This window comes from Kamptonema sp. UHCC 0994, from assembly GCF_029167235.1.
Classification (GTDB): Bacteria; Cyanobacteriota; Cyanobacteriia; order Cyanobacteriales; family Microcoleaceae; genus Kamptonema.
Genome location: NZ_JARFTR010000070.1, coordinates 1 through 18,646 on the forward strand (window position 1 = coordinate 1; position 18,646 = coordinate 18,646).

At 45.8% G+C, this 18,646-nt stretch carries 10 protein-coding genes; 7 read left to right on the top strand and 3 right to left on the bottom strand.

Annotated elements, in window-relative coordinates; all coding sequences use genetic code 11:
- The first annotated feature begins 339 nt into the window (after nt 1-339).
- Both PY364_RS07185 and PY364_RS07190 read left to right on the top strand, forming a co-directional pair.
- The gene (locus tag PY364_RS07185) at nt 340-1,782 is read left to right on the top strand and encodes a DEAD/DEAH box helicase (protein WP_275521552.1); all 1,443 of its coding nucleotides are present in this window, start codon (nt 340-342) and stop codon (nt 1,780-1,782) included.
- A gap of 150 nt (nt 1,783-1,932) precedes the next feature.
- Nucleotides 1,933-3,135 (top strand): Coenzyme F420 hydrogenase/dehydrogenase, beta subunit C-terminal domain, encoded by a 1,203-nt coding sequence (locus tag PY364_RS07190; RefSeq protein ID WP_275521554.1) that lies wholly within the window; start codon nt 1,933-1,935, stop codon nt 3,133-3,135.
- A 108-nt stretch (nt 3,136-3,243) separates the two neighbouring features.
- Here the strand turns inward: PY364_RS07190 and PY364_RS07195 are convergent, their stop codons facing one another.
- Entirely contained in the window at nt 3,244-4,476 is a 1,233-nt protein-coding gene (locus PY364_RS07195) for a methionine gamma-lyase family protein (RefSeq protein WP_275521555.1), read from the bottom strand.
- Between the two features lie 109 nt (nt 4,477-4,585).
- Here PY364_RS07195 and PY364_RS07200 point away from each other — a divergent pair, with 109 nt between their 5' ends.
- From PY364_RS07200 to PY364_RS07210, 3 genes are all read left to right on the top strand, one after another.
- Nucleotides 4,586-5,407, top strand: a complete 822-nt coding sequence (locus tag PY364_RS07200) for an acyl-CoA desaturase (RefSeq protein WP_275521556.1) — start codon at nt 4,586-4,588, stop codon at nt 5,405-5,407.
- A 135-nt stretch (nt 5,408-5,542) separates the two neighbouring features.
- Entirely contained in the window at nt 5,543-6,358 is an 816-nt protein-coding gene (locus tag PY364_RS07205; protein ID WP_275521557.1) for a fatty acid desaturase, read from the top strand.
- A gap of 352 nt (nt 6,359-6,710) precedes the next feature.
- Nucleotides 6,711-7,676 carry a protochlorophyllide reductase gene (locus PY364_RS07210; RefSeq protein ID WP_275521558.1) on the top strand — a complete coding sequence of 322 codons (966 nt, stop codon included), beginning with the start codon at nt 6,711-6,713 and terminating at the stop codon, nt 7,674-7,676.
- A gap of 158 nt (nt 7,677-7,834) precedes the next feature.
- On the opposite strand, the gene PY364_RS07215 is transcribed toward PY364_RS07210, so the two are convergent.
- Both PY364_RS07215 and PY364_RS07220 read right to left on the bottom strand, forming a co-directional pair.
- Nucleotides 7,835-8,914, bottom strand: coding sequence for a TIGR03032 family protein (locus tag PY364_RS07215; RefSeq protein WP_275521559.1), 1,080 nt, complete (start codon nt 8,912-8,914; stop codon nt 7,835-7,837).
- Between the two features lie 61 nt (nt 8,915-8,975).
- The gene (locus tag PY364_RS07220) at nt 8,976-9,917 is read right to left on the bottom strand and encodes an Rpn family recombination-promoting nuclease/putative transposase (protein WP_275521560.1); all 942 of its coding nucleotides are present in this window, start codon (nt 9,915-9,917) and stop codon (nt 8,976-8,978) included.
- A gap of 135 nt (nt 9,918-10,052) precedes the next feature.
- Here PY364_RS07220 and PY364_RS07225 point away from each other — a divergent pair, with 135 nt between their 5' ends.
- Together PY364_RS07225 and PY364_RS07230 are read left to right on the top strand one after the other, a co-directional pair.
- On the top strand, nt 10,053-14,354 hold the full coding sequence (locus PY364_RS07225; protein WP_275521561.1) for a DUF4347 domain-containing protein: 4,302 nt from the start codon (nt 10,053-10,055) through the stop codon (nt 14,352-14,354).
- Nucleotides 14,355-14,821: 467 nt separating this feature from the next.
- On the top strand, nt 14,822-18,568 hold the full coding sequence (locus tag PY364_RS07230) for a lamin tail domain-containing protein (RefSeq protein ID WP_275521562.1): 3,747 nt from the start codon (nt 14,822-14,824) through the stop codon (nt 18,566-18,568).
- Nucleotides 18,569-18,646 lie beyond the last annotated feature (78 nt).

Below are 18,646 nucleotides of genomic sequence, written 5' to 3' on the forward strand. Positions count from 1 at the left end.
GCTCCCCCGCTCCCCCACTCCCCTGCTCCCCTAGTGCGGTAATCTCTACAGGGTTGTCGAAAAAATTTAATACTTTTGAGCTTTTGTTTCTGAATGTAAAGCGCTATCCTTATATAAGCCAGTAAAAAGAGGGTGATGATTCCAGAAATTCAGCTACGGCTGTCGAGTCGGTGAATTACTCCCCCTCGACGAAGCTGCCCTGCACTCGATAAGGTATTATACGGGCGGGCGTGGAGACGCAACGCCATATCGAACTCTTATGAGTTCCTGCAACTATCGCAGAAATCCGCATCCGAGTTGGGCAACTCAGAAGGCTAAAACTCGTTACTAGGAGAATTAATGAATTTAACGTTTGAAAGCTTAGGTATCTCAGAAGAGCGCATTCGCCATCTGGAGACATTAGGCTTTAGTGAACCCACACCCATTCAGACCCAAGCAATTCCTCATTTGTTAGCTGGGCGCGATGTGGTGGGTCAGGCTCAGACAGGAACGGGCAAAACAGCAGCATTTTCGTTGCCCATATTGGAACGGATCGATCTTGGCGTAACTGCGGTTCAAGCCCTGATTTTGACTCCAACTCGTGAATTAGCGCTGCAAGTGACTGAGGCAATCCGCGAGTTGAGCGGTCTCAGCGAAGGCCCTGTGAAATTAGGCCGTTCTTTGCAAGTTTTGACTGTGTACGGGGGTCAATCGATCGATCGCCAGATGCAGCGCTTGCGCCGGGGTGTTCATATTGTAGTGGGAACACCTGGCCGGATTATTGATATGCTCAACCGAGGCAGTCTGAAGCTAGACCAGTTGAAATGGATGGTTTTGGATGAAGCTGACGAAATGCTGAGCATGGGCTTTATCCAAGATGTGGAAAAGATCCTTGAGGCTGCACCGGCAGATCACCAGACAGCGTTTTTCTCTGCCACGATGGAGGCTTCGATTCGCAAATTGGTGTCTAAGCATTTGCGATCGCCCATTAATGTCACGGTGGAACAACCGAAAGCTACACCGAAGCGTATCCGCCAGTGCGTATACATGATTCCGCGCGGTTGGTCAAAATCGCGAGCTTTACAGCCGATTTTGGAAATGGAAGACCCCGAATCTGCACTGATTTTTGTGCGAACAAGAGCAGCGGCGGCGGAGTTGACTAGCCAATTACAAGCAGCCGGTCACAGCGTTGATGAATATCACGGGAATTTGAACCAAGCCCAAAGGGAGCGGTTATTGTCTCGTTTCCACCAAAGTCAGGTGCGCTGGGTAGTAGCGACGGATATTGCGGCGCGGGGTTTGGACGTGAATGATTTGACTCACGTCATTAACTACGATTTACCCGATAGCGTGGAAAGCTATGTTCACCGGATTGGTCGCACGGGTCGTGCTGGCCGCGAGGGGACGGCGATTACGTTGATTCAGGCGGTGGATCGCCGGAAGTTGCGCTTGATTGAGCGTCATGTGCGCCAAACTCTGACGGTTCGCACGATTCCAACGCGATCGCAGATTGAAGGTAAGCAATTAGAGAAGATGCAAGCTAAGGTGCGCGAAGCGCTGGCCGGTGAGCGCATGGCTTCTTTCTTACCTTTAGTATCTCAGTTGTGTGAGGAGTACGATCCTCATGCGATCGCGGCTGCGGCTCTGCAAATGACTTTCGATCAAAGTCGTCCGGCTTGGATGGGGTCAGATTACGCTGTAGAAGATGAGCAACCGGTTACTGATTCTCACAAACCGCAGTTGATCAAGAAGCGGCCTAAGACTTCTGTAAGTCCGAGTGCTCCTGTGACTCAGAATAGCTAATTTATAGGGTGGGTATTGCTCACTCTGTTTGATATAGAGATGCGAGCGATCGCGTCTCTATTTTGTTTTTGGGGAGTGGGCAAGTATTGTGTAAGATGAAGAATCAATTATCTTAATAAAAGCCACCTCTCCATAAAATCAGCAATTTAGATGACCGCAACTGAATCTACCCAGCACAAAAAAGCCAAAGCCCTCAAACCAAACAGTCGCCGCCCCGCAAAAGAACTTTGCAGCGAATGTGGTCTTTGCGATACATATTATATCCATTATGTCAAGGAAGCTTGCGCCTTCCTGACTCAGCACATTGCGGAACTGGAAGCAGAAATACACGGGCGATCGCGCAATCTCGACAACCCCGATGACTGGTATTTCGGCGTTAATCAAACCATGATGGCGGCCCGCAAAAAGGAGCCAATTGAGGGCGCACAATGGACGGGAATTGTTAGCACAATTGCCATAGAAATGCTGAATCGCGGCATCGTTGAAGGCGTGGTTTGCGTTCAAAATACCAAAGAAGACCGCTTTCAACCGATGCCAATTATTGCTACAACTCCAGAGGAAATATTAGCAGCAAAAGTGAATAAACCAACGCTTTCTCCCAACCTTTCAGTATTGGAACAGATCGAGAAATCGGGGATGAAGCGGTTGTTAGTAATTGGCGTTGGTTGTCAAATTCAAGCATTACGAACAGTAGAGCAAAAACTAGGCTTAGAAAAACTCTATGTTTTGGGTACTCCCTGTGTTGATAATGTTAGTCGTGATGGTTTGCAAAAATTCCTAGAAACTACTAGCAGTTCTCATAAAACAGTGGTGTCTTATGAGTTTATGCAGGATTTTAACGTTCACTTTAAGCATGAAGATGGATCTACAGAAAAAGTACCATTTTTTGGACTGAATACTAAGGAACTTAAAGACGTTTTTGCCCCTTCTTGCCTGAGCTGTTTTGATTACGTTAATAGTTTAGCAGACTTGGTTGTTGGCTACATGGGCGCACCTTTTGGCTGGCAATGGATTGTGGTACGAAATGATACCGGACAAGAGATGTTAGACTTAGTAATGGATCAATTAAATACTCAGCCTGTGATGTCTCAGGGTAATAGGATGCCTGCTGTTCAACAAAGTATTCCTGCCTATGAAAAGGGAGTAACTTTGCCAATGTGGGCGGCAAAATTAATGGGAGTATTTATTGAGAGAATTGGGCCTAAAGGTTTGGAATACGCGCGATTTTCGATTGATTCTCATTTCACTCGCAATTATCTCTATGTTAAGCGGAATCACCCGGAGAAATTGGAGGCTCATGTACCAGAATATGCTAAGCGAATAGTCGGACAATATAAGTTGCCAGAATCTTAGACCGGCTAAGTTGTTGCGCTTGTGCGCTCTTTGAGTTGCAATTATGTAAGCTGGGTGCTGCTATAGTTTTTTGTTATTAACCAAAAATTTATCGCAGCAGCGCCCACCCTACGAAGCAGGCCCCACAGCATCGATCGCAGCTTCCAGCGCGATCGCAATATGAGTCCAATGCGTCCCTCCTTGACAAAAAGCAATATAAGGCTCCCGCAACGGCCCATCAGCAGAAAACTCCGACGTACTTCCATCAACAAAAGTACCACCAGCCATCACCAACTGACTTTCATATCCTAACATCGGTGCAGGCACAGGATCTAAATAAGAACCCACCGGAGAATTCTGCTGAATTGCCCTACAAAAAGCCACCAATTTTTCAGCAGAACCAAACTGAATTGCCTGAATTACATCTCGCCGCTTCGCAGCAGGCATTGGATTCACCTTATAACCCAATTTATAAAAAACATAGCTAGTTAAATGATTTCCCTTCATCGCTTCCCCGACTAATTGAGGTGCTAAAAATAGACCCTGAAATAGCAAGCGATTCAAATCAAAAGTTGCACCTCCACCGCTACCAATTCCCGGCGCAGTTAATCGACAAGTAGCCGCCTCCACCAAATCTGCTCTGCCTGCTACATAACCCCCAGTAGGGACAATAGTACCACCCGGATTTTTAATCAGCGAACCAGCAATCAAATCAGCACCAACCGCCGGCGGTTCGCACTCATCCACAAATTCTCCGTAACAATTATCTACAAAGCAAATTGTGTTAGAATTCTGATGCTTGACTATTTGAACGATTTTTTCAATATCAGAAATTGATAAACTAGGTCGCCAAGAATAGCCGCAAGAACGCTGGATAAAAACAAGGCGAGTTTTGTCTGTAACAGCAGACTTCAACGCCTGCCAGTCCACGCTTCCATCCTTACTTAGAGGCAACTCGCGGTAACTAATGCCAAACTCAATCAGAGAACCTTGACCGTGACCCCGGAGACCGATAACTTCTTCCAAGGTATCGTAGGGAGCACCAGCCACCGCCAGCATTTCGTCTCCCGGACGGAGATTGCCAAACAAAGCGCAGGCGATCGCATGAGTTCCCGAAACAAACTGGACTCGCACCGCAGCGGCCTGGGCCCCCACGATTTCAGCGAACACCCGATCGAAAGTCTCACGCCCCAAATCGTCGTGACCGTAGCCCGTAACCCCTGCAAAATGGTGAACACCTACGCGATGGTGGTGAAAGGCATTGAGAACTCGTTTGAGATTTTGCTTGACTGTCGCGCCAATTCCAGAAAAAATCTGAAAGAGTGCCTGCTCTGCTTCTTGTAGCCGTTCAGTGCTATTCATCCTCACCTAGCTCACTATTTGAGTGCGCGGTGTTCATTATGGCGCAGATATGGCCCATTAGTTAATAAACCGCAGATATGGCCCCTTAGTTAGTAAACCTATTATCTTCATGACGATCGCAACTACCACAACAAAACTTAGCCCTGATTGGACAATCATAGGCTTTATGGCATTTCTCCATATTGGAGCCTTATTTGCTCTCCTGCCTAGTAACTTTAGTTGGTCGGCCATTGCTCTAGCCCTATTTCTGCACTGGGTAACAGGCGGATTAGGTGTTACCTTGGCATTTCACCGCCTAGTAACGCACCGCAGCTTCCAGACCCCAAAATGGCTGGAATACTTCCTAGTTTTTTGCGGAACTCTCTCCTGCCAAGGCGGCCCCATCGAATGGGTAGGAATGCACAGGTTGCACCACGTTCACTCCGATACTGAACCAGATCCCCACGATTCTAATCAAGGCTTTTGGTGGAGTCACATGGGTTGGATGCTCTATAAGCTGCCGATCAGAGATCAAATCCCCCGTTACACCAAAGATATTGCAGATGACCCCGTTTATAAATTTTTCCAAACCTACTTTATACCCATCCAAATTGCCTTTGGCATCTTGCTCTACTTTTTAGGGGGCTGGCCCTTTGTAGTTTGGGGCATTTTTGCCCGAATTGTGATCGTATTTCACTGCACTTGGCTTGTTAACAGCGCTACCCACAAATTCGGCTACCGTACCTATGACGCAGGCGATCGCTCTACAAATTGTTGGTGGGTAGCGGTCGTTACCTACGGCGAAGGCTGGCATAACAACCACCACGCATTTCAATACTCTGCTCGTCACGGTTTGAAATGGTGGGAAATTGACATGACTTGGATGACAATTCAATTTTTGCAAGCACTTGGTTTAGCTACCAAAGTAAAACTCGCAGAAGCAGAAAAATAATAATTGTTAATGGGTAATAGGTAATTGGTAATGGTCAAAATCTATTGCTGATTGCCTCAATCAAATCCATTACCGACAATCTGCACCAAAAACAAACAACCCTTTACTAGCCACAACCTTCTATCCAGATAGAGCATGACAATTGCCATCGAACCCAAACTAGAACTCAATTGGACGCACATTATTAGTTTGGCAGTAGTTCACATCGGAGCCCTGTGCGCCCTATTTCCAAGTAATTTTAACTGGGCTGCCATTAGTTTAGCCATCATTTTGCATTGGGTGACAGGCGGTTTAGGCATCACTTTAGGATGGCACCGTCTAGTCAGCCACCGTAGTTTTCAGACACCAAAATGGGTAGAATATTTTCTAGTTTTTTGCGGTGTCCTTTCCGGTCAAGGAGGAGTAATTCACTGGGTAGGATTGCACCGAGTCCACCATCAACACTCAGATCAAGGAGTCCTAGACCCCCACGATTCCCGGCGCGGTTTTTGGTGGAGCCACATCGGTTGGATGTTTTATCATTGTCCTGCTCTTGATACTATCGATCGCTGTACAAAAGACATTGCTGACGACCCAGTTTATAAGTTCTTTCAAAATTATTTTCTCCCCATTCAGATTGCTTTTGGTCTTTTACTGTTGTTAATTGGGGGTTTACCTTTTGTCGTTTGGGCAATCTTTGTTCGCCTAGCTTTAGTATATCACTGTACTTGGTTTGTAAATAGCGCTACTCACAAATTTGGCTATCGTACTTACGAGACAAGTGATAGTTCTACTAACTGCTGGTGGGTAGCTTTAGTTACCTACGGTGAAGGCTGGCACAACAATCACCACGCATTTCAATACTCTGCTCGTCATGGTTTAAAATGGTGGGAAATTGACTTAACTTGGATGACAATTCAATTGCTACAATCACTTGGTTTAGCGACTAAGGTGAAACTGGTTCAAAAGTAATATTGGTAATTGGTAATTGGTGATGGCTAATAGCTAATAGCTAATTGCTAATTGGTGATGGCTAATAGCTAATAGCTAATTGCTAATTGCTGATTGCTAATCCCTATCACCTAAGTATAGGTCAAAATTAATATTTATGGTTGAGGTCAGGCATTCATCAAACAGCGACCATACTCAAGAGAAAAGTGTTCTAGTTGCTTAAATATCGCTTTACATCCTTTTGTTTGTTTTCATCTACCTACCTTACGCAAAAACAGCAAAAAATTAATGATGGCCATTGCTTAGTTTCACTCGCAATGACAGAATTACCTAAATAATGCGTAAGTGCTAACTCAACGGAATTCACAACAGTATGGAACAAGAGCGAAAGTTAACAGTTGTAATCACAGGTGCATCATCAGGAGTCGGTTTGTACACGGCTTTAGCCTTTGCCAAAAGGAAGCAATGGCACGTAGTGATGGCCTGTCGCAATTTGCCCAAGGCAAAAAAAGCGGCCGAAGCGGTGGGAATGCCCGCCGATAGCTACACGCTAATGCACATCGACTTAGGCTCCTTATATAGCGTTAGAGAGTTTGTAAACAACTTCCGGGCAAGTGGTAGGTCACTGGATGCTTTGGTGTGTAACGCCGCCATTTATATGCCTTTATTAAAGGAACCCTTACGAAGCCCAGACGGATTTGAATTGAGCGTCGCGACAAATCACCTTGGTCATTTCCTCCTCTGTAACCTGATGCTAGAGGATCTGAAGAGATCCAGCTTTGGAGATCGGCGGTTGGTAATTTTGGGAACCGTCACCCATAACCCAGACGAGTTGGGCGGGAAGATTCCACCGCGACCAGATTTGGGCGATCTTAAGGGCTTTGAAAATGGCTTTAAAGCACCAATTTCGATGATTGATGGTAAGAAATTTGAACCTGTCAAAGCCTATAAAGATAGTAAAGTTTGTAACGTGCTGACGATGCGGGAATTGCATCGGCGCTATTACGAATCTACGGGAATTACTTTCACTTCTCTTTATCCAGGTTGTGTTGCGGAAACACCTCTATTCCGCAATCACTATCCGTTGTTTCAGAAACTTTTCCCATTATTCCAGAAGTACATTACTGGTGGTTTTGTGTCGGAAGAATTATCTGGTGAGCGCGTAGCGGCGGTGGTTGCAGATCCCGAATATCGTCAATCTGGTGCTTATTGGAGTTGGGGAAATCGACAGAAGATAGATGGTAAGTCTTTTGTACAAACAGTTTCTCCCCAAGCAAGGGATGATGAGAAAGCTGAGCGGATGTGGGATCTGAGCGCTAAATTGGTGGGAATTGCGTAAGTAGCAAAGAAACGGATTAAATCGGAGGGAATCGGCATTTTCGCTTATTCCCTCGGAAAAAAGAAGGAAGAAAGATAAAAGGAAATGACTACCTATTGATGTCAATTTAAGCCGAAAGCCGTCACGGGTTTTAGCCCTGGCGGACTAAGGCTTTGACCTTAAGTTTCTAAGGTAATTAATTGGGCAATTTCATCGGTTTGAAAACCTAATGCCATTGGTTTTTGTGCTTCGGGAATTATTTGCACGTCATAGAGTTCTGTAACTATGCCTTCAAACCGCAACCAGTGAACAATTGTTCCCGTATTAATATCAATTACCATGATACCACATCGGGGTTCTGCATCTTTTTTAGTGAGTAATTCATCTAATTCTAAACCGCCAAAGGTTTTATCATTTCCTCTGGGTTTAGAAAGTCCCACAATTGCCCAATTTTGCCAAAAGGCTAAACCTCGTAAATAGCCCGGACAAAATGCAATGGGGTTAAATTTCCCTGTGTCTAAATCCACATATCCCAATTCTCCTTTTCCCGAATTTAACAACCACAATTTATCTTGATACCAGCGCGGTGAGTGCGGCATTGACAACCCTGTGACGATGATATCATTTGATGGGATATCAATCACTACACCGCCGTTTTTTCGGCGATCGCGCCACCCATCTACAACATCTGACTGACTCACGGCGGTGACATATTTCGCTTCCCCTTCTACCATTGCTAAACCGTTGAGGTGACAGCGATCTTCGTTGATATATTGGGAGATAAAAGGTGGTTTCCAGAGAGGTTTACAACTGTGGCGATCGCTCACTGTGGCGATACAATTGAACAATGTGCTAATAAAAATGATTTGGTTATCTTTATCTACAGCAATATCGTGAATGTCGATATCTCCTGTAGTGTAGCCGATTCTGGGAATATATAGGCGATCGTAACCTTGATATTGCGCTCCCGCAGCTAACACATTTTCTAATTGCCAAAGTTGATATTTTGAACTTAGATAGATGCGATTGTGGGTGCAATAAAGCCCCATTGCGCGATCGAAGATTCGCCAATATCCAGAAATAGTATTAGTTTCGGGATTGCTACCAATTAACATTAATCTGCTAGTTTGATAGGTGGTGCAAGCGAGGCTGATTTGTTGTTGGGTTAACCAAGATGGTAACTCGCGATCGCCAAAAATCTCGTGTTTTTGGGTGGTATTAAAATCAGTGCGATCGTTGTTCAAAGAATCTGAATACATATTTAATTTATTCTTAATGTAAAATTGTAACTTGTCAGGTAGGCGATCGTCTCAGTTATGTTCAATTAGGGCAATTAGTTTCTAGCCAACTGGATAAGTCAGCTATACTAGAAAAGTCAAAAATAGCCTCAGCTAAAGCCGATAATTGTTCTGATGATAGGGTTGATAAACTAGCTTCAATTTCTTGATTAAGCTCACCTAATTGTCGTTGTAATAGGCGTTTAATCAGATTTATTTGACCAATTTCGATGCCCCTTTGCTCACCAATTTCTATGCCCTCAGCCAACCCCTCAGCCTTACTCAACTCAAGAGCACCAATCCTTTCCCTTTCAAATTGCTCCCGTTTCTCCAAATCATCCACCTCCTCCAAACTTAAGTTTACCCGATCGGCAATCGTAAAAGCCTTCTCAATTTCCGGTACAATTGACATAGATTCTGGCACCACTTCTAAATCCGGTGCTTTCCTAAGAAAATAAAGCCATTTATCGGTAATATTACTCAACTCTTCTAAGCTTTTATTAAACTTAGGTAACTCCACAAACACTAACTTTAACGGACTATGCTGATAATTCAGTAATAACTCATCTTCCTTGAGCGTAAATTGGGAAATCACTTTATTATGTTCATTAAACATGGTAAAATCTGTCACGGCTACACCGATAGCGGCTCTCAACTCAGGATAAATCTCTCCTAATTTCAGTTGATTCACATACATTTTAGCCGTATTATAAAGAATCCTCTTTCCAAAAGCCGGCACATTAAATGCCTGCATTTCAATTAACACATTTTCCCCATTATTTAGTTGAGCTTTCACATCAAAATAAGTAGTTTTCAAACCAGAAATTCTCCCCGGTGCGTAGGGGTCAATAATTTCCAAAGAAGTGATGAAAGTCTCACCTTGATAGACAATCGCATTCAGGAAACTAATTAAAATATCGTGACTTTGATCCGAACCAAAGATTTTTTTAAAGGCGTAATCAGTTTTGGGGTTAATGAATTTCATAGTTGATACTAAATTTATGCTAATATTATACTAAAATTAATCATCTCCTCAAATGTAAAGTTCCCATAAAGGGGGTGATATACCCAAATGGCTATGATAAAATTATTCTATATAAAAAATATCAGGTAATCTACCGTGAACAACCAAATAATCTTTGTAGCCCCCTCCGTGCAAGATTACCAAAGCCTAATTAACAAAGCCGATGCCGCTCAAATTTTCATTTTAAATGAAAATTTGAGCGGCATCGAACAAATAACCAACGCCCTAGCCAATCAAAAAGACATTTCAGCCCTACACATCCTATCCCACGGCAGCGAAGGCAGCCTCAACCTCAGCACCGAAGCCCTCAATAGCCATAATATAGAAAAATTCAGCCCCCAAATCAAACAATGGGGAAAAGCGCTCACCCAAAACGCCGACATCCTATTATATGGCTGCGAAATCGCCAAAGGAGAAACCGGTCAAAACTTCGTCAAACGACTCAGTGAAATCACCGAAGCCCACATCGCCGCCTCAGCCACCCCCACAGGTAGCGCCGAATTAGGCGGAGACTGGGAACTAGAAGTCCAAACCGGCCACATCAAAGCCACCATACCATTTAACGCCACAGCCCGCAACACCTACAGCGGCATCCTGGGCTTCGCCACTAAAGTAGACTTCCCCACTGGCGGTGGGCCATTCTCCGTCAGCATCGGCGACTTCAACGGCGACGGCTTACCGGACTTAGCAACGGCGAACAACTACGGCTTCACCGCCTCCATCCTGCTCAACACCACCGCCACCGGAGCCACCACCCCCACCTTCGCCCCGAAAGTAGACTTCACCACTGGCAATTTGCCCCGCTCCGTCAGCATCGGCGACTTCAACGGCGACGGCAAACCGGACTTAGCTGTGGCGAACTACGACAGCGCCAGCGCCTCCATCCTACTCAACACCACCGCCACCGGAGCCACCACCCCCACCTTCGCCCCGAAAGTAGATTTCACCACTGGCACCGATCCCCGCTCCGTCAGCATCGGCGACTTCAACGGCGACGGCAAACCGGACTTAGCAGTGGCGAACCTCAACAGCACCAGCGCCTCAATATTCCTGAACACCACCGCCACCGGAGCCACCACCCCCACCTTCGCCCCGAAAGTAGACTTCACCACTGGCACTGGGCCCTTCTCCGTCAGCATCGGCGACCTCAACGGCGACGGCTTACCGGACTTAGCAGTGGCGAGCGCCGGCAGCAGCACTGCCTCCATATTCCTAAACACCACCGCCACTAATGCCACCACCCCCACCTTCGCCCCGAAAGTAGACTTCACCACTGGCACTCAGCCCCAATCCGTCAGCATCGGCGACCTCAACGGCGACGGAAAACCGGACTTAGCAACGGCGAACATCGGCAGCGACAATGCCTCCATCCTGATCAACACCACCGCCACCGGAGCCACCACCCCCACCTTCGCCCCGAAAGAAGACTTCACCACTGACATCGGCCCCAACTCCGTCAGCATCGGCAACTTCAACGGTGACGGCAAACCGGACTTAGTAACAGTGGGCGAAGCCTTCAGCACCATCTCCATCCTGCTGAACACGACTACCACGGGAGCCACCACCCCCACCTTCGCCCCGAAAGAAGACTTCACCACTGGCACTGTGCCCCGCTCCGTCAGCATCGGCGACTTCAACGGCGACGGCAAACCGGACTTAGCAGTGGTGAACAGCAACAACGCCTCCATATTCCTCAACACCACCTCCAAAGTAACTGCCGTCACCGCTACCAACATTGACAGTAGCTACAGTATCGGCTCCACTATCAATATCACTGTCACCTTTGATGCGGCTGTGAATGTAGATACCACAGGTGGCACACCTCAACTACAACTAGAAACTGGCACCACTGACCAATTTGCCACTTATACTGGTGGTAGCGGCGGTACTGTACTCACCTTCGACTATGTAGTGCAAGCCGGAGACACTTCTGCTGACTTAGAATATCTCTCCACAACGGCTCTCACTCTCAACGGCAGCACAATTAAAGAGACTGCTGCTACTGGCTGGGATGCCTTTTTAACCCTCCCCACTTTAGCCACAGCTAACTCCCTCGGCGGTAGTAAAGCCATAGTTATTGACACCGTTGCACCCACTGTCACCAGTATCACCTCTACCACCACTGACGGTAGTTACAGCACAACTGGCAACATCAACGTCACCGTCAATTTCAGCGAAGCAGTGACTTTAGCAGGTGGTAACATGACAGTTGCCTTAGACACAGGTGGTACTGTTACTATTGCAGCTTTCACAGGCACTAGCGCTGTCGGCACTTATACTCCCGCCACCGGACAAAATAGCACTGACCTTAACTCAACTACCATAACTTTAGCGGTTGGTGCAACCTTAAAAGATACTGCTGGCAATAATGCAACATTAACTATTCCTGTTGGACAATCTTTAGCCAATAGTAAAGCCATAATTGTTGATACAACTGTACCAACAATTGCCTTAACATCAGCATCCCCAACCACCACAAACGCACCTTTTGCAGTAACAGCAACTTTCAGTGAAAGCGTAACAGGATTTAGCGCAACAGGTGTTAATGTTGGTAACGGCACTGTGAGCGGCTTTACAGGTAGCGGCACGACTTATAATTTTACCGTCACACCGAATGCTGATGGTAATGTCACAGTTGATGTCCCGGCGGCTAAAGCAACTGATACTGCGGGTAATAATAATACAGCAGCCACTCAATTAACTCGCACTGCTGATCTTACTGTACCTACTGCTAACTTGGGTGCAATTTCTAACATTACTACAGCGGGTGGTACAAGTCAGACATTGACAGTGACTTTCAGCGATAACAGTGGAGTTGATGTTAGCAGTTTAGATAATTCTGACGTGGTTGTAAATTGGTCAGGCGGTGCTATTCCTGCACAATTTGTCGGTGTTACTCCTGCTGGAAATGGTACGCCGCGTACAGCTACTTATTCGTTTATTCCGCCTGGGGGAAGTTGGGACAATGCTGACAATGCAACTTATACTGTTAACTTGCAACCATCCCAGGTAAAGGATGCTATTGGTAATTTTGCTGCTGCTAGCAGTTTGGGTACTTTTAGTGTTAATGTTGCAACTCCGACACCAACACCAACACCAATTCCGACACCAACACCAACACCTGTTCCGACACCAACACCAACTCCATCGGTAACGCCAACACCGACACCTGTTCCGACACCAACACCAACTCCATCGGTAACGCCAACACCAACACCTGTTCCGACAGCGACACCAACTCCATCGGTAACGCCAACACCAACGGTAACGCCGACTCCATCGGTAACGCCAACACCAATTCCCACAGCGACACCAACTCCATCGGTAACGCCAACACCAACGGTAACGCCGACTCCATCGGTAACGCCAACACCAATTCCCACAGCGACACCAACTCCATCGGTAACGCCAACACCAACGGTAACGCCTACGCCATCGGTAACGCCAACGCCATCGGTAACGCCAACTCCCACGCCAATAACTAACAACATCCCAGACGATAGCTGCATCTGCGATCGAATTGTCTATCCCGAATTAAACCAACCTAACCAAGTTGAAAATACTATCATCGGAGTACCCGAAATTCAAATAGGTACTGCCAAAAATGATAAATTTCTCGGCAGTAAAACTGGCAATATATTCGATGCTTCTTCAGGGGATGACAACCTCTATGGTGGCGACAGCAACGATATCTTTAATGGCAATAAAGGCAACGACTTCATCACCGGAGGTAATGGCGAAGATATCCTCTTTGGAGACGAAGGAAACGACATCATTCTTGGCGAGTTGGGTAACGATTTAATCTTCGGAGGTAAAGGCAATGACTTGCTAAATGGCCGCGAAGGTAATGATATCATTTTTGGTAATAAAGATGATGACTTCATTGATGGTGGCAAGGATAATGACGTTTTATATGGAGGTCAAGGTAGCGATACAATATTGGGTAGTGAAGGTAATGACAACATATTTGGAAACTTAGGTTCAGATACTATCTGTGGTGGCGTAGGCAATGATTTAATTAGTGGTAATCAACAGTCAGATGTCTTGTCTGGTTGTGAAGGGAATGACACTATTTACGGAGGTGAAGATAACGATACTCTCACAGGTTGTCAAGGTGATGATATTCTCTACGGAGATTTAGGAAATGATAGTTTGATTGGCGGTAGTGGTAATGATATTTTTGTCTTAAAAGCTGGTCAAGGATTTGATACTATCGGTGATTTTACCATTGGTCAAGATTTGATAGGATTAAGCGGTGGTTTGAGTTTTGGCCAGTTAGAATTGACTGATAACAATCAGGGGACAATTATTAAGAATCTCTTGACTGGGGAGCAGTTGGGTGTGATGATTGGTGTGAGTAAGAGTGCGATTACGTCAGCTAGTTTTCTGTTGGTTTAATTGTGAAACGTCTTGGTAGAGAGCAAGAACGTCAAGCTAAAGAAAAACTGGCTGCATATCTCAGAGGTATCGGTATCTGCTTTCTACCTTTATTGATAAGTTAGATTTAGACCAAAATTTGATTTTAAATCACCCGAACTTTCCTGAACTCCTGTTCTATGGTACTCTTGCTGCTTAAAAACTGTCCGAAGTATTGAAATATACGACTTACGCACAAACAATGTATTTATGTCATTGTGAGGGTTCTGTTGGCCTAGCCTGCCCGCAGGGGGCTTAGCCATCCCAAAGCTTTGCTACACCGTTACAATGCGTAATATCATGTCCGGTTAAATACTTGTCATTGCGAGCGAAGCGAAGCAATCCCAACACCTTGCGATTGCTTCGCTTCGCTCGCAATGACACATCGTAAGTAATTTACCGGACATGATATAAGTCCTGAAATACTAAAGATACTAAAGGGGCATCCAATGACAGATTTATTTTTTTCAGAGTATATCCAAAGTGGCACTAGCAACCAAGCGCTAGAAATCTACAACAGCAATGAATCTACAGTTGACCTCTCATCGGCTGGCTACGCTATAGAAATCTATGCAGATGGTAGCACTTCTCCCACAACAACAATTAACCTCACTGGCACGATCGCAGCAGGCAAAACCTTTGTCGTGACAGACAAAAGCGCTGATGCCATCATTTTAGACAAAGGCAATCAAACCAATACCGAATTATCCTTCAATGGCAACGACGCGATCGTACTGCGAAAAGCTAGTAATGTAATTGATGCGATCGGTCAAGTCGGCTTCGATCCCGGTACAGCTTGGACTAACGGAGACATTAGCACTCAGGATACCAATTTGCGGCGCAAAACCAGCGTCATCGCAGGTTCCACCAACCCCCAACAAACCTTTAACCCTAGCCTAGAATGGGACGCATACGCCGCCACCAATGTCAGTAACCTAGGAACCCACACAACTTTAGGACGAGAATCCCAACGGATTTATGATATTCAGGGAAAAAACCATCGTTCTCCCTTAGAAAACCAGCTTTTATCAACAGTTCCAGGGATTGTTACGGCTATACAGCAGAATACAGCTACAGTAACGGGTGAGGAAAATGGCGGATTTTATATCCAAGACCCCTCTGGGGACGGAAACACGGCCACATCCGACGGCATTTTCATCTTCACGGGTTCAACACCCAGCCTCAAATCAGGGGATTCAGTGATAGTTACGGGTATTGTCAGGGAAATCCGACCCAATAACGACCCCCAAAATCTCACTGTCACCCAGATTGTCACTCCGTCTTATACAACAGTATCAACAGGCAACCCCTTACCTGCCCCTACAGTTATCGGCAATGGCGGCCGGATTCCGCCAACTACAACCATCAAAAGCGCTGTTGGTAACATCGAAACCAGTGCCGAATTGTTCAATCCTAACAGCGAGGGGATGGACTTCTACGAAAGTCTGGAAGGGATGTTGGTACAGGTCAATAATGCTGTAGCAGTTAGTCCCAGCAACAGCGAGGGTGAAATTTGGATATTAGGAGATAACGGGGCCAATGCTACTGGCCGTACCCCGCGCGGGGGTATTTCCATTATTAGTTCTGGCACTAATGTTGACTATAATCCAGAACGGATTGAGGTAGACAATACGCTATTTAAGGGTACTAATACCTCTTTAACCAATCCTGATGTTAATGTCGCGGCGCAATTGGGAACTATAAGCGGGATAATAGACTATCGCGATCGCAACTACGAATTACTGAATACTTCCGACTTAAATCCCTCAGCCAAACCCCTGCAACCAAGTCCGATCACGCGGGAAACAACGGCCCTCAAAGGTAGTGATAGCCAGTTAACAGTAGCGACATTCAACGCCAGTAATCTTGACCCTAGTTCCGAAAAGCTAGTTAGCCGCCTCGCCAATATCATCGCTAACAACCTCCAAGCACCTGATATTATTGCCCTTCAGGATGTATCCGATAATAGCGGCCAGAAAGATGACGGTATAGTAGATGCTAAAGATACTTATCAGGCTTTGATTGATGCGATCGCCACAGCAGGAGGTGGCACTTATGACTATCAGCAAATCAACCCCACTAACAACCAAGACGGCGGCCCCCTCAACAACCGTTCTGGTTTTTTATTCAATCCTAGCCGCGTTACCTTTGTCGCAGGTACAGCAGGCAGTGCCGACAACGCTATTGAAGTTAATAGCGGTACTACTGTTTCCCTCAATCCCGGCCGCATTGACCCCACAAACAGCGCTTTTAACAATCAGTCCAAATCTCTTGCTGGACTATTTGAGTTCAATAATGAGAAATTTTTTGTAGTTAACAATGATTTTATTTCCCAGGCAGAAGATGAGCCATTATTTAGCCCCAATCAGCCACCAGCAAGACTTTCCGAAGCCAAACGAATTGAGCAAGCCGCAACTGTCAATAATTTTGTAGATGGTATCCTCGCCACAGATGCCAATGCGAATATCATTGTTTTAGGCAGTTTTAATGACTTCCCAACCTCCGAAGCTTTAAATGTTTTAAAAGGTCAACCAGAAGGAGAAGGAACTGCGGTTCTTACCAATTTAGTTGAAAATATCAACATACCTGCCGATCGCTATACTGCAATTATTGATGGCAACTCCCAACCCCTCGACCAGATTTTAATCAGCAAAAATCTGCGGGATAAAACGGCTCCAGAAATCGATATCGTTCATAGTAACGTCGAGTTTACCGAGCCAGAAATTGATAATTTCATATTACGAGAACCCGTTTTAAGTCGCTTCAGTTTTGGTACTAACATCACTTTAACTATTTCTCCTTCGGCCTTTCCAGATATCGTACCCGCAGGTACATTGAGGGGAAAAGTCACCCGCACTGGCAATATAGTTAATCCAGTTGATGTAACTGTTACTGTTAGCGATCCATTGGAGGCTAATTTTAACGGAGTTGCCACAAAAGAATTGACTATCAGTGCTGGGCAATCTACCGTAGAATTTAACATCGATGCTGTCAACGATCAGATTATTGATACTACTTGGAAAACAGTAGATTTAACGGCTGCGGCGACAGGTTACACCGACGGCAAAACTAAGGTGACGGTAATTGACGACATTACAGCAGCAATTCCAGTTTTACCCTCTGAAAGTCCAGCACCAATTCCTAGCGCCTCGCCCACGCCTGTAAATAATACTCCCAGTAATACCACCCGCCCAGACGATCCGATCCTCACACCTCTCACCTTTGACGGCAGTTCCAGTTTCATTTTTAACTACCCGACAGATAATGCGACCTTTACCACGAGCATTGGTGATACTCTGACTGGAAATGACGGAAATGACATTTTGATCGGTGGAGGCGGTGACGATTGCCTTGTAGGCTATCAAGGCGATGATATTTTGGATGCCACCAGTGGCAATGATACTCTTTTTGGTGGTAAGGACAGGGACACTCTGCTTGGGGGTGGCGACAGCGACTTAGTTTGGGGCGAGGAGGGCGCTGATATTCTGGATGGGGGAGTAGACGGCGATACTCTGTTTGGGGGGACGGAGAATGATACGCTTTACGGCAACAGCGGTAATGACAGTGTTTATGGTAATGAAGGGGATGACTTGATTTACGGCAACGATGGCAATGATAGTTTGTTCGGTAATCAAGGATCTGATACGATTTCTGGCTGGGAAGGGGAGGATAGTATTTTTGCAGGTAAAGGCAGCGATTTTGTTTTTGCTGGGGAAGGTGGCGATTTTGTCTGCGGCGATTTGGGGGATGATTACCTCAGCGGTGAGGCTGGCAATGATGAACTTTGCGGCCGTGAAGGTGCTGATACACTCTATGGGGGCATTGGAGCTGATACCCTTGAGGGGGGCGCTGACAATGATACTTTGGTGGGGGGTGCTGGTGCGGATCAGTTACAGGGCGGGGAAGGTAGGGATGTTTTTATTTTCTCCGATTTAAGTGATAATGGCGATACGATCCTCGATTTTGCGGCTGGGGACGACGGAGATGTGTTGAATTTGCAGTCGGTATTTAATAAACTGAACTATGCGGGTTCTAATCCTATTAATGATAAGTTTCTGCGGTTGGTTCAAGTTGGTTCTGATGCAGAATTGCAAATTGACTCGGATGGTGCTAGCGCTCAAAATGATTTTACTGTACTGGTGACGTTGAAAAATATCACTGCTGGAAGTTTTAATGCTAGTAATTACACTTTTTAGTTAACTGTTAACTGTTAACTGTTAACTGTTAATTCAGGACTTAGGTTATCGTAACGCCGCCATCTTGGCGGTAAATAA

Excerpts from the sequence above, each read along its gene's own strand:
- PY364_RS07185 (WP_275521552.1), top strand. The coding sequence starts at position 340 with ATGAATTTAACGTTTGAAAGCTTAGGTATCTCAGAAGAGCGCATTCGC.
- PY364_RS07190 (WP_275521554.1), top strand. The coding sequence starts at position 1,933 with ATGACCGCAACTGAATCTACCCAGCACAAAAAAGCCAAAGCCCTCAAA.
- PY364_RS07195 (WP_275521555.1), bottom strand. The coding sequence starts at position 4,476 with ATGAATAGCACTGAACGGCTACAAGAAGCAGAGCAGGCACTCTTTCAG.
- PY364_RS07200 (WP_275521556.1), top strand. The coding sequence starts at position 4,586 with ATGACGATCGCAACTACCACAACAAAACTTAGCCCTGATTGGACAATC.
- PY364_RS07205 (WP_275521557.1), top strand. The coding sequence starts at position 5,543 with ATGACAATTGCCATCGAACCCAAACTAGAACTCAATTGGACGCACATT.
- PY364_RS07210 (WP_275521558.1), top strand. The coding sequence starts at position 6,711 with ATGGAACAAGAGCGAAAGTTAACAGTTGTAATCACAGGTGCATCATCA.
- PY364_RS07215 (WP_275521559.1), bottom strand. The coding sequence starts at position 8,914 with ATGTATTCAGATTCTTTGAACAACGATCGCACTGATTTTAATACCACC.
- PY364_RS07220 (WP_275521560.1), bottom strand. The coding sequence starts at position 9,917 with ATGAAATTCATTAACCCCAAAACTGATTACGCCTTTAAAAAAATCTTT.
- PY364_RS07230 (WP_275521562.1), top strand. The coding sequence starts at position 14,822 with ATGACAGATTTATTTTTTTCAGAGTATATCCAAAGTGGCACTAGCAAC.